This window comes from Terrabacter sp. 01T434, from assembly GCF_056398545.1.
In genome coordinates this window covers 1-23,758 of sequence record NZ_JBFTPP010000013.1, presented here as the reverse complement: position 1 = coordinate 23,758, position 23,758 = coordinate 1, and the positions used below count along the sequence as shown (strand labels likewise).

At 66.9% G+C, this 23,758-nt stretch carries 20 protein-coding genes; 6 read left to right on the top strand and 14 right to left on the bottom strand.

Going from position 1 to position 23,758, the window contains the following annotated elements; genetic code table 11:
- From AC1DIW_RS20990 to AC1DIW_RS20960, 7 genes are all read right to left on the bottom strand, one after another.
- On the bottom strand, window positions 1-1,248 hold the full coding sequence (locus tag AC1DIW_RS20990) for a hypothetical protein (protein WP_478110686.1): 1,248 nt from the start codon (window positions 1,246-1,248) through the stop codon (window positions 1-3).
- A gap of 272 nt (window positions 1,249-1,520) precedes the next feature.
- Window positions 1,521-2,858 carry an oligosaccharide flippase family protein gene (locus AC1DIW_RS20985; protein ID WP_478110685.1) on the bottom strand — a complete coding sequence of 446 codons (1,338 nt, stop codon included), beginning with the start codon at window positions 2,856-2,858 and terminating at the stop codon, window positions 1,521-1,523.
- Window positions 2,855-3,652: a hypothetical protein gene (locus AC1DIW_RS20980; protein ID WP_478110683.1), complete on the bottom strand. Its 798-nt coding sequence runs from the start codon at window positions 3,650-3,652 to the stop codon at window positions 2,855-2,857. The genes AC1DIW_RS20985 and AC1DIW_RS20980 overlap by 4 nt, the downstream gene beginning before the upstream one ends.
- A 181-nt stretch (window positions 3,653-3,833) precedes the next feature.
- Entirely contained in the window at window positions 3,834-4,769 is a 936-nt protein-coding gene (locus AC1DIW_RS20975; protein ID WP_478110748.1) for a glycosyltransferase family 2 protein, read from the bottom strand.
- Between the two features lie 26 nt (window positions 4,770-4,795).
- Entirely contained in the window at window positions 4,796-6,001 is a 1,206-nt protein-coding gene (locus AC1DIW_RS20970) for a glycosyltransferase (protein ID WP_478110681.1), read from the bottom strand.
- Complete coding sequence (locus AC1DIW_RS20965; protein ID WP_478110679.1) at window positions 5,991-7,112, bottom strand: glycosyltransferase family 2 protein; 1,122 nt, start codon at window positions 7,110-7,112, stop codon at window positions 5,991-5,993. The genes AC1DIW_RS20970 and AC1DIW_RS20965 overlap by 11 nt, the downstream gene beginning before the upstream one ends.
- The gene (locus tag AC1DIW_RS20960) at window positions 7,099-8,478 is read right to left on the bottom strand and encodes a sugar transferase (RefSeq protein ID WP_478110678.1); all 1,380 of its coding nucleotides are present in this window, start codon (window positions 8,476-8,478) and stop codon (window positions 7,099-7,101) included. Before AC1DIW_RS20960 ends, AC1DIW_RS20965 begins: the two co-directional genes overlap by 14 nt.
- 383 nt (window positions 8,479-8,861) lie before the next feature.
- Between AC1DIW_RS20960 and AC1DIW_RS20955 the strand changes: the two genes are divergently transcribed.
- Window positions 8,862-9,281: a phosphomannose isomerase type II C-terminal cupin domain gene (locus AC1DIW_RS20955; RefSeq protein ID WP_478110677.1), complete on the top strand. Its 420-nt coding sequence runs from the start codon at window positions 8,862-8,864 to the stop codon at window positions 9,279-9,281.
- A gap of 18 nt (window positions 9,282-9,299) precedes the next feature.
- On the opposite strand, the gene AC1DIW_RS20950 is transcribed toward AC1DIW_RS20955, so the two are convergent.
- Complete coding sequence (locus AC1DIW_RS20950; RefSeq protein WP_478110675.1) at window positions 9,300-11,030, bottom strand: DUF4012 domain-containing protein; 1,731 nt, start codon at window positions 11,028-11,030, stop codon at window positions 9,300-9,302.
- A 51-nt stretch (window positions 11,031-11,081) separates the two neighbouring features.
- Window positions 11,082-11,699 (bottom strand): hypothetical protein, encoded by a 618-nt coding sequence (locus tag AC1DIW_RS20945; protein ID WP_478110673.1) that lies wholly within the window; start codon window positions 11,697-11,699, stop codon window positions 11,082-11,084.
- A 256-nt stretch (window positions 11,700-11,955) separates the two neighbouring features.
- On the opposite strand from AC1DIW_RS20945, the gene aqpZ reads away from it, so the two are divergent.
- From aqpZ to AC1DIW_RS20925, 4 genes are all read left to right on the top strand, one after another.
- Window positions 11,956-12,753, top strand: coding sequence for an aquaporin Z (aqpZ, locus tag AC1DIW_RS20940; RefSeq protein WP_478110671.1), 798 nt, complete (start codon window positions 11,956-11,958; stop codon window positions 12,751-12,753).
- A 58-nt stretch (window positions 12,754-12,811) separates the two neighbouring features.
- Window positions 12,812-13,462, top strand: a complete 651-nt coding sequence (locus AC1DIW_RS20935) for a SatD family protein (RefSeq protein ID WP_478110669.1) — start codon at window positions 12,812-12,814, stop codon at window positions 13,460-13,462.
- Window positions 13,459-14,307: a hypothetical protein gene (locus AC1DIW_RS20930; protein WP_478110667.1), complete on the top strand. Its 849-nt coding sequence runs from the start codon at window positions 13,459-13,461 to the stop codon at window positions 14,305-14,307. The genes AC1DIW_RS20935 and AC1DIW_RS20930 overlap by 4 nt, the downstream gene beginning before the upstream one ends.
- 155 nt (window positions 14,308-14,462) lie before the next feature.
- Window positions 14,463-15,443, top strand: coding sequence for a malate dehydrogenase (locus tag AC1DIW_RS20925; protein WP_478110666.1), 981 nt, complete (start codon window positions 14,463-14,465; stop codon window positions 15,441-15,443).
- A gap of 131 nt (window positions 15,444-15,574) precedes the next feature.
- Here AC1DIW_RS20925 and AC1DIW_RS20920 read toward each other — a convergent pair whose 3' ends face one another.
- The 5 genes from AC1DIW_RS20920 to AC1DIW_RS20900 all read right to left on the bottom strand — a co-directional run bounded on the left by AC1DIW_RS20920 (window position 15,575) and on the right by AC1DIW_RS20900 (window position 22,239).
- A complete protein-coding gene (locus tag AC1DIW_RS20920; RefSeq protein WP_478110664.1) occupies window positions 15,575-15,898 on the bottom strand; it encodes a DUF3017 domain-containing protein in 324 nt (107 codons plus the stop codon).
- 10 nt (window positions 15,899-15,908) lie between these two features.
- Window positions 15,909-16,763 carry a bifunctional methylenetetrahydrofolate dehydrogenase/methenyltetrahydrofolate cyclohydrolase gene (locus AC1DIW_RS20915; RefSeq protein WP_478110662.1) on the bottom strand — a complete coding sequence of 285 codons (855 nt, stop codon included), beginning with the start codon at window positions 16,761-16,763 and terminating at the stop codon, window positions 15,909-15,911.
- A gap of 36 nt (window positions 16,764-16,799) precedes the next feature.
- The gene (locus tag AC1DIW_RS20910) at window positions 16,800-18,059 is read right to left on the bottom strand and encodes an NAD(P)/FAD-dependent oxidoreductase (protein WP_478110660.1); all 1,260 of its coding nucleotides are present in this window, start codon (window positions 18,057-18,059) and stop codon (window positions 16,800-16,802) included.
- A gap of 272 nt (window positions 18,060-18,331) precedes the next feature.
- Window positions 18,332-20,344, bottom strand: a complete 2,013-nt coding sequence (locus AC1DIW_RS20905; protein WP_478110658.1) for an ABC transporter ATP-binding protein — start codon at window positions 20,342-20,344, stop codon at window positions 18,332-18,334.
- On the bottom strand, window positions 20,341-22,239 hold the full coding sequence (locus AC1DIW_RS20900; protein WP_478110656.1) for an ABC transporter transmembrane domain-containing protein: 1,899 nt from the start codon (window positions 22,237-22,239) through the stop codon (window positions 20,341-20,343). The genes AC1DIW_RS20905 and AC1DIW_RS20900 overlap by 4 nt, the downstream gene beginning before the upstream one ends.
- A 247-nt stretch (window positions 22,240-22,486) precedes the next feature.
- Between AC1DIW_RS20900 and AC1DIW_RS20895 the strand changes: the two genes are divergently transcribed.
- Window positions 22,487-23,512, top strand: a complete 1,026-nt coding sequence (locus tag AC1DIW_RS20895) for a hypothetical protein (RefSeq protein ID WP_478110655.1) — start codon at window positions 22,487-22,489, stop codon at window positions 23,510-23,512.
- Window positions 23,513-23,758 lie beyond the last annotated feature (246 nt).

Here is a 23,758-nt window from a genome sequence, read left to right as displayed (position 1 = left end):
TCAAGCACTCCTCCCAGTAGACCCCGCAACTTCGCAAGTCTGTGATTCCAAATTCCCGGAATCCTTATACGACATCCTACCCTCGCCCCAATTGGGTAATGCGAAGAGCAGTAACGAAACCAAAGTGGCATTCACCAGAGCTTCGGCCGGGATGGCCCACGCCGCCAAGACGGAAGTAATGAGATACGCGGGCGCGACACTCCTTCGAAGCAACACCCATATGACAACGGCAAGTACAAGCGTCGTGGTCAGCCCATATTCCGTAAGTAGCTTCATGCTGGTGCTGGTTTGAACCCCTCCCTCAGATGCAGCAACCGCAATCAGCCTTGACGCGGCGCCTGGCCCATTCCCCAGAAGCGGCGCGTCAAGCCAGTAGGGAAAAAGCGTCTCATAAGGCAACGTAAGGCGCATCGCCGTACTGGTAGTTCCTGTGACCCCCTCGGAAGCCTTACCGATGACTAGGTCGAAAACGCCCAAGTACCAAGCCGGGACCAAGGCGGCAATGACGGCAACGAGCATTCGCCGGTTTCGGCGAGTGGTCAAGACTAAGACCGGAATCGCAGTCCCTAGAACGACGACGCCCGACGCGCTAGCCGAGACCGCGAACGCAGCTACAAGGACCATTCCCCACACGGCATCCCATTTTCTCCGAGACTCCGGATGCTGAACTGCTTGGCCCACCAGGTACGACAGTGCCAAGCCCGCGTATAGGGAGAGAAACGACGGTTCGAGAAAGATGACGCCGTTGGGTTTGAACTGACCTGAAACCCCGCCCTGAAACTGAAACTCGTAGTAACTGTTGAAGCCGGGACGTAGCCAGGCCTCTGGGAGAGAACGGATTGGGTCGAAAAAACCTCTCCCAAGCCTTTGGATGACGTATTGGGCTACCGCCATCAGGGACCCCAACTTGATGGCCCACACTGCGCCGACGAAGAAGCCCGTCCCACCGCCACGAAACGTGTCACCGGTCAGGATGACGACATACGTACTCAAGAACAGGACCAAGCTTGGAAGCGAGACTCCAGCACTTCCAGTACTCGACGAGACTAGAGTTGATGTGATGGCGAGGATCGTCAGAACGGTATACGCCAGCAGAGCTGCAGGCCGGACCCGTGCGCGGCCCGAGAATATCGCCCAGGCAACCGTGAAGAAGAGCACCGCACTGACAAGTGGGTAATCGCCTCCCCCGGAGGAGCCGACGCCGAAGCGCTGTGCTGCGATAATCGCGAAACCCAGTACCGCAGGCATACGGGTACGCCCGCGCGACCCATCAGTACTTGACGGCTTGCTCTTGCGCCGTAGAGGAGGCCCCTCCACCGCTAAACCTAAAGGACTCATAGATTCCTACTTCCTGGGCGGGGTCTGAATCGACGAAATTGCAAATTCATCCCTTGGGGCCGAGCACTGCCGCGGCGCGGCCAACGAGCCATACGGCCAGAGGCGACCCGGGCAGGAATTGCAAAGGAACACACGCTGCGAGCTGTCGCGATCGACAGCACAAGTGGAGCCTCGGATTACCCTCACGTCCTGCCGCGCAACTGGCCACCCACTCGCGTTGCCGCGGCTCTCATCGATGACAGATCGCTACGCCGTATGCCATAAAAATCCCCAATACTAACGCCGAAGTGAATTCGAACAAATACGATATTCAAGTTACTGGCAGCCAGATTACCCACGAGAGTGGCAATAGCCGCACCCATCGCCCCCAGCCTCGGTACAAGAAGGACAATCAAGATGACGTTGACAGCGCAAGCAACTGCAAGCGACCAGCTACGAAGTCCAGGACGGCCCCTGCCGCCTAACATGCTGCCTGCAATCGAACCGGGGGTCCCCGCAACCACAGCAACTAGGAGAACCTGAGTGATTGAAACGGCGGCACTAAAGTCCCGACCAAACACTGGCGTGACCCAGATATACATCGTCAACCCGATGCCGGCTGCAACAAGTCCACACAGAATCGTAGAAACTCGCGCGCTTGCGCACAGACGAGATGAATCCGAACTCATGGCTTCGCTGACAAAGGAAACGTCGCGGACTGCAGAGTTGAAGACGAGGGGCACCTCGGATATGGATACGGCAACTACGTAGAGACCCAAACTCTCCGCCGACGAAAGCGGTGCAACCAGAACTTGATCGATTCTCATCAGAATCACGCCCGAAACAGAACCGGCCCACACGCGCCATCCATAGGACAGCATACGTTGCGCGCTGATACCGCGCGCCAGGTCACGCGTATCGACTTCCGCCCGACGCCGCAATAGCCTCAGATAAGCTATACCCCCCACCGCAGGAGTAACGACCAGAATCAAGACAGCCGTCGTCGGCGTGAGTTCCCCTGTCAACCAAAGCGGTAGGAGCAGAGCGATGCGAGATAGCGCCCCAATAGCGCGCTCTTTAGTGACCAACTGCCATTGGTGAAGTCCGGATGCCACGCCCCTGAATGCACCGACCAAAAGATTTGGGACAATAGCGCAGGTAGCTATGATTGTGAGCCGAAACGCTTGGGACTCTTCGACCGACATTCTTGCTGCAAAGGCAACGACGCCCATGGTTGCAACCAGTCCAGCGCCGGACAAGAGAGCGCAGCTTTTTGACAGAATACTGCGGCTCAACCTCGGGAACATCGCAACGAAGTAGGCCGCCGCTTCAGGAATGCCGATCGTGGCAACCGCCGTCATTAGCAGGAACGGCGCCGTTGCCGCCGCTACTTCGCCTCGTCCCGAAACGCCTAAGGACTGGGCAAGAATCGGTGCGCTAAGGATTGCGACGGCTGGAGGAAAGATGTTGCCAACTAAAACGGTTAGCACCCTAGCAGATGTCACACCGGGATCAATGATTCTTGGCGCCGAGGAGCTCACAACGCAGATCTTTCAACCGCGCCGGGAGAGTCCCCCAAGTGGCTACGAGAGGCCCCGGAGAGGCGCCCATTGATCGCGCCGCTAAGCGCCGCCAGCTCTCCAGGGCCATAACAGGACCCTATCTGCTTGTCGTTCTCATCCATGAAGACGTTCGTCTTGTATAGGGCGCCCGCCTGAGAAAACGGAATAGTTGGAAGCTCTAGAGGCCGATCTGCAACCTGCCGGCTTTCGATTCCGGCCCTGACCAGGACAGAATGCACCCATACGTCGTCGGCGCGCGGGGCAAGTTGCATGAATCGGTCGCCCTCTTCTTTTAGCGCTCGCAAAGCCGAAGGTGGGTAGGCCACGCCCGAAACGCCTGTGCAGAATATCTGAATCGATGGCTCGCAGCTGCTCGCTAAAGCCCAAGAAGAGTAATCCGCAACTTTCTCATCCGCGAGCGACATAAGGTAGGCGCGATGGCCGTGAACAACGTTCGGCATGCGAAGGAGTGCCTCCGCCAGCTCGGTCAGCCATGTCTTGGGGTAGATTGCGTCATCGTCGGCAGTCGCGAGACTCGTCGTCCCATCAAAGATCTGAGTCACATAGGGATACTGCTTCTTGTGAGGCCCATAATCCGAACATTGCAGAATCTCCAGCCCTCGGCGCTGCAATCGCTTCAAACCGCGGGGGAGATCAGCGAGTATTCGCTCGTCGTCGACCCAGAGAATCAACTTTCGGGGTCGCGTCGACCCCCGCGCGATGGACTCAAGGGCAATATGTGCCACCTTCGCTCTCGCCCCGAAGGTCGTCATCGCCACATCTATGCCAGAGTCCTGCGTCACCCTCTGACGAGAGAAGATGTTGACAACGTGCAAACGCGCGGCACTGAGGGTAGCGCGAGCTATCACGCCCCTGTCGCCGGGTTGGTTTGCAAGCCGGATGCCCATAGCAAACGCTCTACTCACAGCCGACGGCCCGCCAGTGCGCCACCGGTCAAACATCGCGGAGTCTCCCCTGACTTGAACTAGTCACATAGGTCCCTTGGGCATCGCGATTCGCACTGAGCCCATCCCAGACCCCCAAAAGCGACGCTCTAAACCGCCTGACACTTCCAGACCTACGGCGAAATGGGAACACCAACAACCGTAGCGTCTCAAAAGCACCTTGCCCCAGGAGGAGGTTCAAGATTGAACTGTATCTCCTGTATATGATCAAGCGATTTCGCTGTACGAAATAGTAAAAGGTCGCGCTGGGGCCGCCGGATCCACTCGAACCGCCTTCGGCGTGAGTAACGACCGCGTCGCGGCAAAAGCCAAGCTTCATACCGCGGTCGTACCAGCGCATAGATAACTCGGCATCCTCGCAGTAGAGGAACAAGTCTTCCCGGAAGCCCCCCAAGGTCTGCCAAGATTCGATTCGGATAAGCGGAGCCGCGCCGGTCACAAAAGAAACGTCCTCGACACCCTCAGACTCGTCGGTGAATAGCTCACCGATGCGCGAATGTATCGACCGCCCTGCGCGCCGGTCTACAACTCCCCCGGCATACCAAATTCGGCTTGGTGTGGAGGGAGTAAGAATCAGGGGTGACAGAATATCGTACTTGTGACGTTTCGCGGCAGCGACGAGATTCTTCAAAGCGTCCGCATGGATCACCACATCAGGGTTCAACACCCATGCGAATTCGATATCGTGTGCCCGCGCAACTGCGTCGACAGCTTGGTTAACCGCCGCGCCGAAGCCGAGGTTATCCGGTGACTCCACCAAGGTCACGCTAGGGTAGGCGCCGCACGCGAGCCGGAGCTGCTCAACGTCGTCATGTGCTGAACCGTTGTCCCACACCAGACACGGAATACTGTCGCCCGAGTAGAGGGACGCTAAACACGCGGCCACGTGATCGCAAGAATTGAAGTTTACTATGACCGCCGCCACGGAGGACGTCAGCACTTCAGGCCCTATCACTCGTCTGACCCCCAATGGCCGACCCTCTCGGCTTCTGCGGTCAAGCTTCGCAGAGCGATATCCCAGCGGTAGTCATGTGCCAAAACACGGACGTCCTCCCGCTCTGCTAGGCCGTTAGCCACTTCCACCACAGCCGACGCAAACTCAGTTGGCTTTTCCGCGATTGTCATCGCCCTGCCCTCCAGTCGCTCCAAACCGAGCGCGCCTAGCGGAGTTGCCACGACGGGCGTCCCTACCGCTAGTGCTTCAAGGATCTTGAGCCTAGTGCCGCCGGCCGCCAGCAGTGGTGCGGTCGCCACTAGCGCCGATCCCACGAATGGGAGCGGGCTTGGAACGTTGGGAAACACAGCTACGTCATGGTTCTCGAGCGCAAGTACTTCTGACGAAGGGTCGCGTCCGACCAGATGCAGCGCGAGATCTGGCCGGCGCGCCCGCACGTGAGGCCAGACCTCATGAACCAGCCAAACCGCCGCATCAATATTCGGGCGCCAACCGAGATGAGCAACGAAGACCACGGCGTTTGTGCGTTCCCCGACGTATTCGAAGCACTCGCTTTTTACTCCATTGGAGGCTACAACGATATGAGGTGGCGCCACTTTCGCGGCATGATGCAACTGCTCAAGAACCTTCCGATCATGATCGCTCACCACCGCAACGGAACGAAAGTCCTTGCCCAGCCGCGACTCAAGCCGAGCCATCCTCTTCGATTCATGGTGAGCAGCCAAGCGCCTGACGACGGTCGAGCCCGACTGGGCATAGTTCCCCAAGAGCTCGGATTCGATGTTGTGCATGTCAAGGAGGACCGGCAAGCTCACCATCTTCTTGTAGGGAGCGAGGTGCGTAAACTCGATGACCACCAAGCCATACGGATTCTTACGGTCGGATAATAGTAGCCCTATGGTAACCGCGGCGCGAGGACTGAACCACTTGAATACTGACGCACTTAATGTCGAAAGAAATGCAACCAGTGTCCTAACCACATTCCACACGACCATAGGTGTCAAGAGGCCGCGGATTGAGGCGTTGCTGAAACCGGGGCGAACGCAGACACAATCTACCTCGAAGCCTTGGCTGCGGAGCTCATCAACAACTGCTCCGGCACGCATGGCCCCGCCGTCACGTTGCTCAAGGAAGTCGTTCTTAGTGATGACTAAGACGCGTTTCGCTTCGTGCGCGTGCACATCGGACTGCTCATGCACCACTGAGTCTCCTGAGTTTGACGGGCAAAATATCCACAAGTGGGGAAGAGCGCGAAGTGAGTCTCAGCGACCTGAGCAGTCGACCGCCCGCCCCACGAGCCAGCTGCTCGACAAACCCCACACCCCAGCTGTGGTGGGAAACAACGGCCGCCGGGGCGGCGAAGAGAACCGCATAGTCTCGGCTCGCCCACGCGCCACGAAGCGCGACGCTCGAACACACCGCCAGGTAGGCGGTCACAGACAACTGCGCCGCTCGGGGGCGACGGCCGTCGAGTCCTTCCAGGACGGCACTCAACGACACGAGTGTGATCACGAGCGGAACCATCTGCCTCAACCGTGGTCGCGTACGATGCTTCACCAGGTTTTGGGCCCTGCCGCGTCCGTAGTTGCGGTACTGTCTCGCCAGCGCGGGAAGCGAACTCCGCGGGACGTACTCGATACTTTTGCTTGTGTCGAGGTACACCCTGCCCCCGGCCGCGATCAGTCGTCGGTCGAGTTCGGCGTCCTCATTGGAGATCATTGTTTCGTCGTACCCGCCCACACGCTCGAAGGCATCGCGCGCAAGAGCGGCATGGTGACCGTGGTCGACGTAACTCGATCTCCCGAGCCTCCGATGCGCGGAACCGCCGTTGCCGATCACTGAGTTTTGAGCGAACGAAATCCCCCGTTGCACGGGTGTCGTTCCAACCGTCACCATCGGGACCACAACAGAGACGCACCCCTCGGACCGTCGCTGCTTTAGTGAATCGGTGACGCCGGCCACCCAATCCTCTGGGTAGTTCGCATGGCAGTCGGCCCGAACAATGATTGAAACTTCTTCCTCAGCGAGGCTTGCAGCGAGGTTCAAAGCCGCTGCTTGAGTTCGATGAGGGTTCTGGAGCAGCGAGACTCGGTCGTCCAGCGCCGCTTCGCTCAGCACGACATCCGTCGTGCCGTCCGTGCTCCCGCCGTCCACAACCACGAGGCGGACCGGTAAATCCTCCGATCCCGCCAGGAGTTGGTTGATGACGCGCCTAATGTGCGGCTCTTCGTTCAAGGTTGGGACTACAACTAGAATGGTCACGCTGCGGGATCCTCTGCGTATCTTTTGGAAAAGTTCGCTACATCGCGCCATCAGCGCCGACCACTGCCCGCATCGTCCTCAGCAGAATCAAGAAGTCGCCAAAGAGAGTCCAGTTCTCCACGTAGAAGACGTCCAAGCGAACGCTGTCCTCGACGCTGAGGCTTGACCGCCCGGAGACCTGCCATAGGCCGGTCATCCCGGGCTTAACGAGCAAGCGCCGGTGCGCCCGGCGGTCGTATTGCGCAACTTCACGGTCGATCTGGGGGCGCGGCCCCACAAGGGACATCTCACCGCGTAGCACGTTGAAGAGTTGCGGCACTTCGTCGATTGAGTAGCGCCTCAAGAAGCGCCCGACTGGCGTGATCCTAGGGTCGTCCGCGCGCTTGTAGAAGAGCGACACGTCGCCGCCGAAGACCTCGTCGAGTCGAGCGTCAGCGTCCCGCTGCATGGACCTGAACTTGAAGACGTCGAACGTCTTGCCATTCCTACCAATGCGAGCCTGTCTGTAGATGACCGGTCCAGGGCTCGAGAGCTTCACCAGGGCCGCCACAGTGACAAGCACCGGAGACAGGGCGGCCACGATTGCCGCCGCCGCGACCCAATCTGCGACCGACTTCAGCCAGTACTTCATACCGGTGAACTCGGGCTCATCCACAAAGACCATCGGCAGCTTCGCATCCGGATGAAGCAAGAAGCGTGGCCCCGCGACATCGACGAGAGCGATCGTCACGGAGAGGTCCACCCCGGAGCCTTCAAGATCCCACCCCAGATGCTGCACCGCCTCGGCTGTAATGGTGTCTGCTCCTGACACCGCGACGAGGTCAACTCCATGACGACGCGCCACAGTCGCGATCTCCGAGAAATCACCGAGCACCGGGACGCCGCCCACCGTCTGCGACTCTGGCGAGGCGCCCGACGACGGGATGCAGATCCCAACGACCGTATAGCCCTCCTGAGGACTCCGGGAGAATTCCCGAGTGAGACCAGCGGCCTTAAGGGGTGTGCCGACGACCAAGACCCGTGACATGCATAGGCCCTTAGCGCGGCGACGATGCAGCCATTTGCGCCAAGCCCACCTGTTCGCCATGAGCAAGAAAGTTCCGAGCACGAAGGCCAGCGCCAAGTACAGGCGCCCCGTGCGCATCTGGAGCAGGAACGAAGCCAAGCCCGTGGCGGCAAATAGCCGCCACGACAGGGTTACGACACGCTGATACTCCGTGTTGCCGCTGCCGATGATCCGGCGGTCGCACGTGCGCAGACCGACGATGGCGGTCATCCACATCAGGACCAGCAGCACGGATGCGACGGCGTAGGGAAGGTCGAACCTCCCAGCGACATCGCGATGTGCCGAGGCGACGCCGACCAGTTGGGCTACGCCTAAGGCAACGACAAGGGATAGCGCGTCCGAGAGGTGCACCAGACGCCGGTAGCGCGCCCACCAGCTGGATCTTGGAGTCCATGTCTCAGGGCGGTAGGAGGGCCTGCGTGCCCGTTTGCGCAAAGACGCTGACGACGGGCGGTCGGTGCCAGGCACGGGCAAGGGGCCAGTCTCGAAAGCCCACTGACTGGAAAGCACATCGCCAGGGGCTTGCGCCGCCCCGCTGGACCCATCCATCGTTCATCCCCCGTGCGTCTGGCCGCGAGGCCACGTTTGTCTGTGTCTAGAGGAGTCGCAAGTCATACCCAAAGCGGCCCACGTGACAACACCGGTTATCCTACCCATATCAGGAGCAGTCCGGCCGACCACAGGCCTAGCCCGCGCCGCCCAGTGGGCGCCGTCCACTGACGACAAAGGACACCATGGACGCCTTCATCGCCGCTGCCGAGACCGCGGCGCACACGCCCTACGAGTACGACCTCGGAGACCGCGACCCGACGACCGACATCTTCGTGGCCGAGCGGCCGTGGGGCGCATTCCAGCAGTTCGTCTCCAATGAGCAGGTCACCGTCAAGATCATTACCGTGCAGGCCGGCCACCGGCTCTCGCTCCAGCGTCACGACCACCGCGGCGAGATGTGGCAGGTCCTCGACGTGCCGATCGACGTCACGGTGGGCGACCGCACGTGGAGCGCCCAGCCGGGCGAGACGGTCTGGGTGCCGCGCAACTCGATCCACCGCATGGGCAACTCCGGAAGCCGCCCGGGGCGGCTGCTCGAGGTCGGCTTCGGCCACTTCGACGAGGCCGACATCGAGCGCCTCGAGGACGACTACACCCGCTGACTCATCATCGTGCGGAACTCAGCGCGTCTGCTGGGTGCCGCACGATGGCGCGGTGACGTGTGTGGTCTGAGGCCGAACCAAAGGCTGTACCCATGTCCGCACGGGCCCCCTCGCGGCGGCAGGCTCCTCCACGTGCAGCACCAGCGTACGAGTCGCGCCTGCAGGGATGTCGACCGTCGCAGTGAAGACTGGGCGCCCGCGCTCGGTGTCTGCCGAAAGGAAGGTTGGCCGGCCGTCGAGGGTGGGGCTGTTGAAGTGAGCACCCTTGCTGGCGTAGTAGCCCACCAGCAGCCGGCTCGTGCCGAGCGGCTGTGTGGCTTGGTTCGGATCTGCGCTGCCCGCGGCGTATTGGCCCAGTCCCGTGGCAGGGGCTGTGTTGGTCAGCTTGATGGTGACCGTGGCCGTGGGCTGCGGGCCGGGGCAAGCGGACGTGTAGGTGACGTCGCGCGCGAGGTAGTAGTCGAGCTTGTTGCCGCCCGCGTTGTTGATGATCACCCCGGAGAAGAGCCCATTGGTGTCGTCGAGCTGGCCGGCCACCGGGTACCGTGCGAGCACCCGTTGCTCCGGCGCCGCCGCACTGTAGACCAGGAGCCGCCGCTCGCCGATTGCGTGGCCGAGAGCAGTGGCCAGAGCCCCGGTCCGTTCCGGACCGCGGCTCAGCACCGTGTCGGCGACAGCCTTCGCCACCTCCCCGAGGAAGAGCTTGCGGACCGCTGGGTCGGTGAAGCGGGCGTAGGCATCACGCTCGGTCAGCGCCACGACGTTGTCGGCCGTCACGCGGGTGCCGTCGTTCAAGCGCGTCGGGCCGGTGACCTTGAGCAGCATCGCGAGCGCTGAGGGATCCGTGGCGATCGCGCCATCGAGGCGCTCCCCCGTCTTGGCCTGCCAGAAGCGCAGCATCAGCTGGGCGGCATACGGGAAGTGCGGGCTCACCGTCGAGTTGACGAAGACCTTGTCCACCGCCGAGCCCTGGTAGTGGTCGAGGAAGTCGGCGTCGAGACCCGCCGTCGGCACGGTCACGCCATCGAAGTCGCCGTCGTTGCCGAAGTGCTCGAACGAGACCTTGCCGTGGTCGGCCCGCAGGATGGCGTAGGCGCCGGGCAGGCCTCCGAGGCCTCGGGCCTCGGCGTTGTTCTCGAAGGCCAAGATGTATCGTCGGCTGCCTTGCGCCCCGAGCATCGACGGGAGCAAGTCGACCGTGTCGCGGGTCGTGCGGAGCTGCCCCGAGAGGTCCACCACCTGCTTGAGCAGGGTCGCCCGGGCGCTGTCGACGGGGCCTACGGCGGTGTCAGGCAGGGCGCGCACGCCGTTCATGATGCGATCGGTAGCGGCCGACGCGTGCGCGAGCGGCTGCTGCGCCGCCACGAGCGGGGCGAGGTCGATGCTGCCGTGACCGGGCGAGAGCTTGCCGCCGAGCACGTCGCCGTGAACAGCGCCCAGGTCGGGAAGCACCTGGGTCGCCAGGTCATCGATGGCGCCAGCCGCCCCGCGGACCGTGACAAACGGACGACCCAACCACGGGAGCAAGGCAGGGGCGCCCCACGCCGGACCGTCCGTCAGGGACCGAGCCGCAGCCGACTCCCGCTGCACGGTCGCTAGGTGGTCATTGACCCGTGCGGCGGGCGCATCCTTCGCGACAAGGTCGGCCCGGAGCAAGGCAACCGCCACCTGCGCGTCGCGCAGGTGGCGGTTGACTTGGTATGCCGTGTAAGCCAGGACGATGCCGTAGACCACGAGCAGTGCAGCCACGGTCACGAGGACCGCGCGCCAGGGGCGGCGCGGCCGACCGTGCCTCACTGATCAGACAGCAGGGTTGACGTGCTTGCGGCGCCGCGAGGCGACCATGAGCGCGCCACCGGCGAGCACGAGTGCCGCACCGCCGCCGACGACCCCGGCCACGTTGGTGCCGGTCATCGCAAGGCCGCCGCCGTTGCCAGTGCCACCGGTCGTGGTGCCACCGGTCGTGGTGCCTCCGGTCGTGGTGCCTCCGGTCGTGCCGCCGGCAGGGGCCCCATCGACGGTGAACGAGAACGTCTTGACGACGCCCGAGCTGCGGCCACTCAGGACGAAGGTGTGGGTACCGTTGGAGAGGGTCGAGGGGATCGTGAAGGAGCCGGTGATGACGCCCTGGGCGTTGGCGACGTACGTGCCGACGTGGATCGGAGCCGAGTGCACGTCGCCGTCGGCGTTCTCGCCCGGCTTGTAGCCGTCGGCGTCGAAGTCGAACTTCTCGCCGCGGTGACCGTGGTCCTTGTCGTGCTTGACCTTGCAGTCCTTGGGCGGGTAGCCGCCCTTGCAGTGGCCGTAAGCGTGACCATTGCCGTCGGCAGCGGTCGCGGCGGTGGCCCCACCAATGGCGCCACCGGCGAGGACTGCCGACAGGCCGAGGACGGCGAGAGATGCTTTGGTAGCGCGCATTAGTTGTTCCCCTAAGAGTGTTGGCCAAGTGTGGCGAGCACGATCGTAGCGGTAAAACCGGACAGTTGCCCCTTTTGCCCCACGACTGTCCGCAAACTGGTGAGTAACAAGAGAACGTGAGCTCCCGGTGCCCACCAACACGGACATCGCGCCCCGATCTGTGACGGGCGCGTTCCACTACGCTGCGGGCACCGGGAGCCTCCCGGACGGTTCGGCAACGACGTCCCCGCTGGAGGAGCCCGATGTACACCCCAAGATGAGCTCGCGCCTCGCCGTCGAGGCGCTTGGGGCCTTCTGGCTCGTCTTCATCGGCTGCGGCTCGGCCATCTTCAACGCGAAGTTCGCCGTCCAGGCGCTCGACGGGCAGTCCGTCCAGCTGGGCATCGGCCACCTCGGCGTCGCCATCGCCTTCGGGCTCGCCGTCACGACCATGGCCTACGCCGTCGGGCACGTCTCCGGAGCCCACTTCAACCCGGCCGTCACCATCGGCATCGCCGTCGCGAAGCGCTTCGAGTGGCGCGAGGTGCCTGCTTACGTCGGCGCCCAGGTCGTCGGTTGCCTGCTCGCCGGTGGTGCGCTCGCCGGGCTGCTCTCCTCGACGGGACGCCCGGTCATCGGCAACCTCGCTGCCAACGGCTACGGCGCCCACTCCCCCGGCGGGTTCGCCCTCGGCGGCGTGCTCGTTGTCGAGGCCCTCGTCACCGCCTTCTTCGTCTACATCATCCTCGGCGCGACCAAGGACGACGCCCCCAAGGGCTTCGCCCCGCTCGCCATCGGGTTCGGCCTGCTGCTCGGACACCTGGTCGCCATCCCGATCAGCAACGCCTCGCTCAACCCGGCCCGCTCGACGGCCGTCGCCTTCTTCAACGGCAACGGCGCCGTCGGCCAACTCTGGGCCTTCTGGGTCGCCCCGATCGTCGGCGGTCTCATCGCCGGCGCAACGTACGCATGGATCACCGGCGAACAGCGCGAGAACCTCGACATCAGCGGCTCGACCGACACCGTCTCCAACGCCGCCGTCGACGTCGAGGGCCGCCCGATCCTAGACGACTGAACCCCGACGATCTGAAGACTCAGGCTCCATTTCTCTCAGATGAAGTTATGATCTTCAGATGACAGAACTGAAGGTCATACCTTCACCAGTGGCGCTCATCGGTGACATCGTCGAGTCCCGGACCCACCGCGAGCGCCAGGCGCTGCACGAGGCGTTCGAGGCCGCCGTCGGCCGCGCCAACGCCGACGTGCCGATCGACGACCCCGCCGTCATCACGGTCGGCGACGAGTTCCAGGGCGTCTACCCCACGCTCGGCGCGGCGCTCCGGGCCAGCTTCGTCGTCCGGACCGAGCTCTTCCCCCGCGCCGACATCCGCTTCGGCCTCGGCCGTGGGGACGTGACGACCCTCGACCCGGGGCGCGGCATCCACGACGGCCCCGCCTACTGGGCCGCCCGCGAGGCGATCACCTTGGCGGAGGACCGCGCCCAGCGAGCGCAGACGCGGACGTCGCGGACGGCATACCTCGCCCCGGACGAGGCGCCGGCCACCGTGGCGGCCGTGCGGGCCGCGCTCGACTGTCTGGACTTCATGATTGGCTCCATGTCGACCACTTCACGCGCGATCCTCGGAGGACTCATGCACGGCCTCGCCCAGCACGACGTGGCCGAGCAGGTCGGGATCAGCCCGTCCGCGGTGTCGCAGCGCGTGCGGCGGGACGGCATCGGGGTCGCCCTCGAGGCGATGGCGACGCTCGAGGACCTGCCGTGACCTGGCTGTCCATCGTCCTCGCCGGCATCGGGGTCGGCGACATCCTCCGGTCGACCTCCTGGCGGTGGGGACGCGTCGCCGGGCACGTCGTCGCGCCGGTCGTCATCCTCGCGCTCGCCCTGCTCGCCGGGCTGCACGCCTGGCCCGACCTGCTCGCCCTCGTCCTCGCTGCCGCCGCCGGCGCGGCCTGGGCCGAGCTGTCCCGGCGCACACAGATGACCGGACGGGGAGCACTGGCTCCCCTGGCCGCCTTCGCCGCGATCGTCGTCGGGCTCCTCGCCTTCTCCGGAGCCGCATCCCCGGCGGGCGGAGCGCTGGCGACGTGGCTGGCCTGGGCCGACCTGCCCGGGCACGGACCGCTGCCCGCGGCCCGGGTGCTGCTGCTGACCGGGCTCGTGCTGTTCAACGTCGCGACGGCCAACATCATCGTGCGCCTCGTGCTGCTCACGATCGGGGCGCTGCGACCCTCCGACGTCACGAACGCCAACGCCGCCGCTGCGGCTGCCGCCTCCCTGAGCGGACAGACCGCTCCCCTGACGTCCGGACAGCCCTCCGACCGGCTCAAGGGCGGTCGGCTGCTCGGGCCCATGGAACGCCTCGTCATCCTCGGGCTCGGTGTCGCCGGGCAGTTCGGGGCGGCCGGGCTCGTCATCGCCGCCAAGGGGCTGCTCCGCTTCCCCGAGATCCAGGCCGCCGCCCGCAACGGCAACGGCAGCCCCGCCGCCGCGGCCAACGGCTCCTACGCCGGCGGTCCCGCAGGCATCGACGACATCACCGAGTACTTCCTCGTCGGCAGCTTCGTCAGCTGGCTCATCGCCCTGGGCTCCCTCGCGCTGACCGTCTGAGAACGCCACCCACGGCGGTCCGCGTGATCGTCGTCACGCCGCGCGTCACGGCATACGCCAGCGTCGCCGGTGAGCACGGCCACCCGTCCAAACGGGCCCGCACGCACTGGTAGCGTCGGAGCGTCCAGCGACACACCGATGCGAAGGGCCTTCCTGTGAGCACTACCCCCGTCAAGGTCGCCGTCACCGGCGCCGCCGGCCAGATCGGCTACAGCCTCCTGTTCCGCATCGCGAGCGGTGCCCTGCTCGGGCCCGACACCCCGGTGGAGCTGCGCCTGCTCGAGGTCACCCCCGCGCTCAAGGCGCTCGAGGGCGTCGTCATGGAGCTCGACGACTGCGCCTTCCCGACGCTCGCGGGCGTGCAGATCGGCGACGACGCGTCGCAGGTCTTCGACGGCGCGAACCTCGCGATGCTCGTCGGCGCCATGCCGCGCAAGGAGGGCATGGACCGTGCCGACCTCCTCTCGGCCAACGGCAAGATCTTCACCGGCCAGGGCAAGGCGCTCAACGACGCCGCCGCCGACGACATCAAGGTGCTCGTCACCGGCAACCCGGCCAACACCAACGCGCTCATCGCCATGACGAACGCCCCCGACATCCCCAACGAGCGCTTCAACGCCCTGACGCGCCTGGACCACAACCGCGCCAAGACCCAGCTCGCCAAGAAGCTCGGCGTGCCGGTCACCGAGATCAGCAACCTCGCGATCTGGGGCAACCACGACGACTCGATGTATCCCGACCTCTACAACACCAAGGTCGGCGGCAAGGTCGCGGCCGACCTCGTCGACGAGTCCTGGATCACCGACGAGTTCATCCCGACCGTCGCCAAGCGCGGCGGCGCGATCATCGCCGCCCGCGGCCTGTCGTCGGCGGCCTCCGCGGCCAACGCGACGATCGACCACATGCGCGACTGGGTGCTCGGCACCGACGACTGGGTGTCGATGTCGGTCCCGTCCGACGGCTCCTACGGCGTCACCGAGGGCATCGTCTCCTCGTTCCCGTGCACGGTGAAGGACGGCGCCTACGAGATCGTCCAGGGCATCGAGCTCTCCGACTTCTCCCGCGAGCGCATCCAGGCCTCCGTCGCCCGCCTCGAGGGCGAGCGCGACGCGGTCAAGGAGCTGGGCCTCATCTGAGCCCCCTGCACGTCGAGAGGCGCCGGTCACCCGCGGGTGGCCGGCGCCTCTTGCGTATGCCGTGACGCGGGTTCGGGCGCGCCCGCTCGCTCTGTGTCCTGGCGCGGCCTGCCGCGGGCGTCAGGAGGGCGTCAGCGGGTCGCCGTGCGCGCGGGCGGCAGGCGTTCGGGGTCGTCGGGTCGGAGGTTGACCGTCGCCGAGGCGATGAGGATGCCAAGGGCGAGCCCGACGAGGCAGACGACGTCGATGGTTCGCGAGCGGACCGTGAGGCCGCCGGCCCGGCGCGCAGGCTGGGCCAGGAGCCGGATCACGGCGCCGACGAGCAGGGCGAGGGCGACGACGCGGCCACCCCAGCGCACGTCGAGGAACGCCATGAGCAGGACGCCGGCGGCGGCGGCCCCGGCGACGAGGTACCACCAGCTGAGGACGACGAAGCCGCTACCCCGCCACTGCATCCGGCGCTGCTCAGGCGCCGAGTGCGACCGAGGCCTCGGCCGCCTCGACGATGTTGGTCAGCAGCAGCGCCCGGGTCATCGGGCCGACACCGCCCGGGTTGGGGCTGACCCAGCCGGCGACCTCTGCGACGTCGGGCGCGACGTCACCGGCGATCTTGCCGTCGACGCGGCTCACCCCGACGTCGAGCACGGCCGCGCCGGACTTGACCATGTCCTTGGTGACGATGCCGGGCACGCCGGCCGCGGCGATGACGATGTCGGCCTGGCGCACCTCGGCGGCGAGGTCCTTGGTGCCGGTGTGGCAGAGCGTCACGGTGGCGTTCTCGCTCTTGCGGGTCAGGATGAGCCCGAGCGGGCGGCCCACGGTGAGGCCACGGCCGATGACGACGACCTTGGCGCCGGCGATCTGCACGTCGTGGCGGCGGAGCAGCTCGATGCAGCCCATCGGCGTGCACGGCAGCGGGGCCGGCTTGCCGAGGGCGAGCCAGCCGAGGTTCATCGGGTGCAGTCCGTCGACGTCCTTGCTCGGGTCGACCCGCGACAGCAGGGCCATCTCGTCGAGTCCGGTCGGCTGCTGGACGAGGAAGCCGGTGCACGCCGGGTCGGCGTTGAGCTCGTCGATGACGGCCTCGACCTCCGCCTGGGTGGCCGTCGCCGGCAGGTCGCGGCGCAGGTTCGTGATGCCGATCTCGGCGCAGTCCTTGTGCTTGGCGTTGACGTACCAGTGGCTGCCCGGGTCGTCGCCGACAAGGACGGTGCCGAGACCCGGCACGACCCCCTGCTCGCGCAGGCGGGCGACCCGCTGGGTCAGCTCCACCTTGATCGCCTGGAGGGTGGCCTTGCCGTCGAGGATCTGTGCCGTCACGGTGGACATCCTGCCATCTCGGCCCGTGACCGCCCGTCAGGTCAGGTCGGCGAGAGCGACCTTCGGGTCGGCGAGGCGGTCGCGGTCGACGACCGTCTTGTCGCGCACCAGGCGCTGGACATCGTCGATGGTGTCCCAGACGTTGACGTGCATGCCGGCCAGCACGCGTACGCCATCGCCCTCGGGCACGACCCAGAACGCCATGAACTCGTTGCTCGACGGCTCACCGCGCAACAGCACCTCCGCGCCGCTCCCGCGGGGGACGTAGCCGGCATACTCCAGCCCGATGTCGTACTGGTCGGAGAAGAAGAAGGGGATCGGGTCGTAGGTGACGTCCTGGCCGGCCATGGAGCGGCCCGCGGCGAGGCCGCCGTCGTTGGCGTTGGCCCAGTGCTCGACCCGGACGTTGGTGCCCAGGGTGGTGCTGCGCCAGTTCGCGACGTCACCGGCGGCCCACACGCCCTCGGCCGAGGTGCGCAGCGCGGGGTCGGTGACGATGCCGTTGTCGGTCGTGATGCCGGCGCCCTCGGCGAGACCGGTGTTCGGGGTGATGCCGACTCCGACGACGACCGCGTCGGCCGGCACCGTGTCGCCGGACTTCGTGACGACGCCGGTCACCGACGTGTCGCCCTCGATGCGCTCGACGCCCTCACCGAAACGGAACTCGACCCCGTGACCGCGGTGGAGGTCGGCGAACCAGCCACCGACCTGCTCGCCCATGACCGCGACGAGCGGGGCCGCCTGCGGCTCGATGACGGTGACGGTGCAGCCCGCGTCGCGGGCGGCGGCGGCGACCTCGAGGCCGATCCACCCGGCGCCGACGATGACGATGCGGGCACCCTTGGCGAAGCGGGCCTTGAGCGCCTCGGACTCCTGCATCTCGCGGAGGTAGAGCACCCCGTCGAGGTCGGCGCCCGGCACGTCGAGGGCGCGGGGTGTGGAGCCGGTCGCGATGAGGAGCTTGTCGTAGGAGAGGGTTTCGCCGTCGGCGAGGGTGAGCGTGTGCTGCTCCGCGTCGAGGGAGGTGGCCGGGTTGCCGAGGCGCAGCTCGACGCCCTGCTCGAAGTACCAGTCGCGGTCGTGGGTGAACGCCGTCTCCATCTCGTCCTCACCCTTGAGCACCGCCTTGGACAGCGGCGGCCGCTCGTAGGGCAGCCGGTTCTCCTCGGCCACGAGGACGATCATGCCGTCGCTGTCGCCCTCCCGGATGCCCTCGACGGCCTTCGCCGCCGCCAGCCCACCGCCGACGATGACGTATGCCGTGCGCCCCTGCTGTCCGCCCGTGTCAGTGCTCATGTGCACACCTTCACACGCGCGTCCGCCCCCGTCGAGTGCGGAGCAGTGAGGTAGCGGTTCGGCACGGTAACCGGCGGGGAGGTGGGGGTTGGCGGCTACGCCAGTGCTCCCTTGGGTGGGGCAGTGACGTAGCGGCTCGGGATGGTCACCTGGCGGGTGGTGGGGGTGCGGCGGCTACGTCAGTGCTCCGGTGGGTGGGGCAGTGACGTAGCGCGTGGCGCGGGGACGCGAGCGATCACCTCGACCCTCAGCGTCTTCCTGAGCAACGGAGGTCAGGAGGTCCAGGCGCGCCAGAGGGCGGCGTACTCCCCGTCCCGCTCGACGAGCTCGTCGTGGCTGCCGAGCTCGGCCACGCGTCCGTCGATGACGACCGCGATCCGGTCGGCGTCGTGCGCGGTGTGCAGCCGGTGCGCGATCGCGACGACGGTGCGGCCCGTGAGCAGCGCGTTCATCGAGCCCTCGAGGTGACGGGCCGTGCGCGGGTCGATGAGCGAGGTCGCCTCGTCGAGGACGATCGTGTGCGGGTCGGCCAGGATGAGCCGGGCGAGCGCGATCTGCTGCGCGCGACCCGGGGTCAGCACCTGGTGGCCCGAGCCCAGCTTCGTGTCGAGCCCGTCGGGCAGCCGTTCGACCCAGTCGAGGGCGTCTACCGCGCGCAGCGCCTCACGGACCTCGTCGTCGGTCGAGCCCTCGCGCGCGAGCACGACGTTGTCGCGCACCGAGCCGATGAAGACGTGGTGCTCCTGCGTGACGAGCGCGACCTCGGTGCGCAGCTGGTCGAGCGGCAGCGACGTCAGGTCCACCCCGCCCACCGTCACCGACCCGGTGCGCGGGCCGTGGATGCCCGACAGGAGCCGGCCGAGCGTCGACTTGCCGGAGCCGCTCGGGCCCACGATGGCGAGCCGCTCACCGGTGCTGAGGTCGAGGTCGATGCCGTGCAGCACGTCGTGGGCGCGGTAGGCGTAGCGCAGGTCGGTGCCCACCAGCTCGGGGCCGGTCGGCCGACGGTCGCCGGCCTCACGGTCCGGGGGCACCGTGGCGATACCGAGCAGGCGCGTCGTCGAGGCGACGCCGACCTGCACGCGGTCGGCGGTGTGCACGAGCATGTCGAACGGGCCCCAGAGCGCCTCGGTGTAGAGGACCGCGGTCGTGATCTGTCCGAGCGTGGCCCAGCCCTCGGCATACCCGATGCTCCCGAGCATGAGCACGAGCACGCGCGGGAGGCTGAACGCGAGGTCCATGACGGCGAAGAGCAGGTTGCGCAGCGTCATCGTGTAGCGCTCGGCCTGGGCGGAGACCGCGATGTCCTCGTCGCCGCGACGCAGCCGGTGACGGGCGAGGCCGAGCGCCTCGACGGTGCGCGCGCCCTCGACGGTCTCGGTGAGCGCGGTGTTGATCCGTGAGTACGTGCCGCCCTCGGTGAGATAGCCCTTGCCGGCGCGCCTCAGGTAGCGCCGCACCTGGATGAGCGCGAGCGACATGAGCACGATCGACGGGAGCGAGAGCATCGGCGAGTTGCTCACCATGGCGACGAGCGTCAGGACGACCGTGATGCTCGCGATGATCGACTCGGGCAGGGCCCAGCGCACGCTCTCGCTCATCGTGCCGACGTCGCGGGTGACGCGGGTGACGAGGTCGCCGGAGCTGGCGCTCTCGACGCGCGACAGCGGCAGGCGCAGGATGGCGCGGACGATGTATTCGCGCGCGGTGGCGAGGACGCTCTGGCCGAGCACCGTCGAGGAGAACTTCGCAGCGAGGGTGAACGCGCTCTGCACGACGACGAGCCCGGCCACGACGAGCGCCGCCGAGTTGGCCCCGGCCAGGGCAGCGTCGGTGCGCCCCGCCTGGACGTCGGCGGTCGTGGAGTCGACGAGCTCGCCGAGCAGCCGCGGGACGAGCAGCCCGGCCGTCGCGGCCAAGGCGTTGGCGACGACGACGGCCACCACGAGGAGGCGCTGCTGCGAGAGGAGCTCGCGGATGAAGACGACGACCCTGCGGGTGTCGGCCATGGGCAGGCCGGTGCGGGGGTTCATCGTGTCGGCGACGAACTCCTGCGCGCGGCGTTCGCGCAGCAGGTGCCGACGGCGCAGGGCGCTGACGCGCTCCCCCACCGATCCGGACTCGGGCGGGCGCAGCTCGTCGGGGACCGCCGGCGCCTGGGTGGCGGCGTCCCACGTGCGGGCCGACTCGGCCGCGAGCTCGACGGGCAGCGGCGAGACCCAGCCGGGGGTGACGGCCGTGACGGCGGTGGCGCTGGTGGCGACCGTGCTGTCGGGCGGGGTCATCGGGACTCCTCGGACTGGTGCGAGAGGACGGACGGGTCGGCGTCGCCACCGCGGACGACGACGGAGCGGTAGGCCGGCGAGTCCGTGAGCAGGTCGACGTGCCGCCCCCGGGCGGTGGCGACGCCCCCCTCGAGCAGGATGATCTCGTCGGCGTGGTGGAGCAGGAGCGGTGAGGCGGTCATGACGACTGTCGTGCGTCCGGCGCGGTGCTCGCCGAGGCGGGCGGCGATCCGGGCCTCGGTGTGGGCGTCGACGGCGGAGGTCGGCTCGACGAGGACGAGGACCTCCGGGTCGGCGGCGAGCGCGCGCATGAGCACGAGCCGCTGGCGCTGGCCACCGGACAGGCCGCGGCCGCGCTCCTCGAGCTCGCCCTGCCAACCGCCGGGCAGGGCGTCGAAGACGTCGTCGGCCGCCGCGGTGTAGAGGGCGCGCTCGGCCTGCTCGCGGCTCAGCCGGCCGAGCGGGTCGACGGCCGAGCGCAGCGTCCCGGCGAACACCTGGGGTGCGGTGTCGCTGACGAGGATGTGACGGCGTACGTCGTCGAGCTCGACGCGGGACAGGTCGACCCCGCCGACGGTGACACCCCACGGCCGGCGGGCGCGCTCCTCGTCGCGGCGGGCCTGCTCCTCGCGCGCGCGGGCGCGGGCGGAACGCTCACGGCGCGCGGCCCGGCCCTTGAGGTCCTCGGGGATCTCGTCGCTGACGAGCGCCCCCTCCTCGCTGGGCAGGTAGCGGCCGAGACGGTCGGCGAGGGCGGCCGAGTCGTCGGGCACCGCCGAGACGACCATCGTCAGGATGCCCGGTCGGATGGTCGCCCCGGACTCGGCGTCGACGATCTCGGCGTGGGTGTCGAGCGTGGCCGGCTCGTCGGGGTGGACCCATGGCGGGCTCTGCGAGAAGACGGCGATGGCCTTGCGCGCCGAGACGACCGAGCGGGTCCACTTCTGGGCGAACTCGACGAAGGTGCGCATCGGCTGGATGAGGAAGAGGCCGTAGCCGAGGAAGCTGACGAACTGCCCCACGGTGAGGCGGCCCTGGACGACCTCGCGCGTGCCGAGCCACATCAGCGCCACGACGAAACCGCCCGAGAGCAGGACGCCGACGGACTCGACGGCGGCGAGCCACCGCCCGGCCGCGACCCCCGACTGGCGCACGCGCTGGGACTGGCCGGCGTAGTTGCCGCCGAACGTCTCCTCGCCGCCGATGCCGCGCAGGATGCGCAGCCCGCCCACGATGTCGGTCGCCATCGACGTCAGCTCCGAGTTGCGCGAGCGCTCGACGCCCTGCCACCGCTGCATCGGTCGGAGCAGGGGCAGGCCGAGCAGGACGAGCAGCGGCGCCGACGCGAGGACGAGGACCCCCATGCGCACCGACGTGCTGAGCACGATGGCGGCCACGACGAGGTAGGCCGCGAGCTGGGAGATCGCGCGGGTCGTGATCTCCATGAGCGCGCCGAACTGGTCGCCGTCGCTGCCCGAGACCGAGAGCACCTCGCCCGTCGGGGTGCGCCGGGTCAGGACGTGGCCGAGCTGGAGGGCCTTGCGAGTGACGAGCTTGGTCGTGCCGTAGAGGGCAATGAGCCACTCGCGCACGATGACGGTGTGGAAGGCGATGCCGCTCACGGCGCCGAACACGGTGACGGCGGCGAGCGCCAGCACCCATTGGGTGGTCGACGCGGAGTCGCCCGCGACGATGCCGGTGTCGATGGCCCGGCCGACCATCCAGGGCCCGATCGTCTGCGGCACCATCCAGATGAGCGCGACGAGCAGGCCGACCCAGAACAGCCCGCCGTTCTGCCGCACCATCCACCAGAGGAAGGCCCGCGGCGAGCGGGTGTCGGGCGCGTCGGCGCCGCGGTCGGTGTAGGCCCTGACGTCGGGCGGAAAGTCTCGCATGGCCTGTCCACCCTAGGTCCGGGCACCGACAGCGCCCCACCCATTTTCTCCCCCTTCGCGCAGAGCGAAGATCCCGTCGTGCGCCCCTCCCCGTCGAGTGCCCACTTCCCGACAGGCAACCCGCCCTCCCAGTCGAGTGCCCACTTCCCGACGGCAGTTGTCCACATCCCCTAGGGCAGGGCCGGGTCCGTCCACAGCTCGACTCGCGTCTGCCCGTGAGGCTCGTTGGTCGGGGCACCGTCGATGCATGGTCCTGACACTCCCCGCCGCGCCGTTCACCGTCGCCCACGGCCGAGCGCTCGGCTTCACCGAACGACAGCTCTCCTCCGAAAGCCTGGATCGACCCTTTCGTGGAGTTCGATGCCTCACCCCAGCCACGAACCTCATCGAGCGAGCCGAAGCGTTGGTCTGCGCCCTGCCCGACAGCGCGGCCTTCTCGCACATCACGGCGGCGCTGCTTCACGGCCTCCCGTTGTCCTACGCCTTGGAGGAGGACGAACGACTCCACGTCATCCGGCGCATCGACCAGCCCCACATTCGCCGAAAGGACGTCGTCGGTCATCGCGCGGTCCACGCCCGAGCATTGACGACGGTCCGTGGGCTGCCGGTGGTCGGCTTGGCCGACACCTGGGTGGACCTGGGGGAGCTCGTGGGTCGGGGCAAACCGATGGGCCTTGATGACGCCATCGTCGTGGGCGACGCCTGCGCCACGCGATTGGAAAGCGTCGATCCGCTCCGGCGCGCGCTGGACCGACGCATTCGTCCGCGAGGGAAGGCGCTGCTGACCGAGGCACTAGAGCTCATCCGCGTGAACTCCTGGTCGCCTCGCGAGACTCAGGCCCGGATCATGTTCGTGCGGGCCGGACTCCCCGAGCCGGCGCCCAACCGGCCGATCTTCGCCTCGTGGAACCCCGAGGTCCTCCTCGGTTACGGCGACCTCGTCTGGCAGTTGCACCTTCCAGACGGCCGGAAGGTGCGCCTCATCGGCGAGTACCAAGGAGCCGAGTTCCATTCCGGGACGGAGCAGAAGGCACACGACGATGTTCGCCGCACTCGCTTCGGGGACGACGGCTGGCTGGTCATCGAGATCTGGGCGGCTGACATGGCCACGCGCCAGGCGCGGTGGGACATCATTCGCCGGTTCGCCGCTGAGCTAGGTGTGCCGGAGTCAGCCCTGGCCCTTCACGACACCGACCCACACTTCTTCTCGCGTCATGCCATCGACGAAGCCATCGCGCGCGATGACCGTTGGCGCGCTAGGGCCGCTTGGTAGAGGCGTCGAGAACTGAGCACTCGACTGGGACTGGCCTGACGGCATACGGCCGACCCGTTGGGAACTGAGCACTCGACTGAGACTCGACCCGGGCGGACTCAAGTCGTCTGCGCAACGGTGAGTAGTTCGTTGAGCCTAACGGCGGGGGTGTGGAAGCCGAGGGTGGCTCGGGGTCGGGTGTTGAGCAGGTGTTCGACGTGGGCGACGCGTTCGTCGGTGACGGTGGTGAAGTCGATGCCTTTGGGG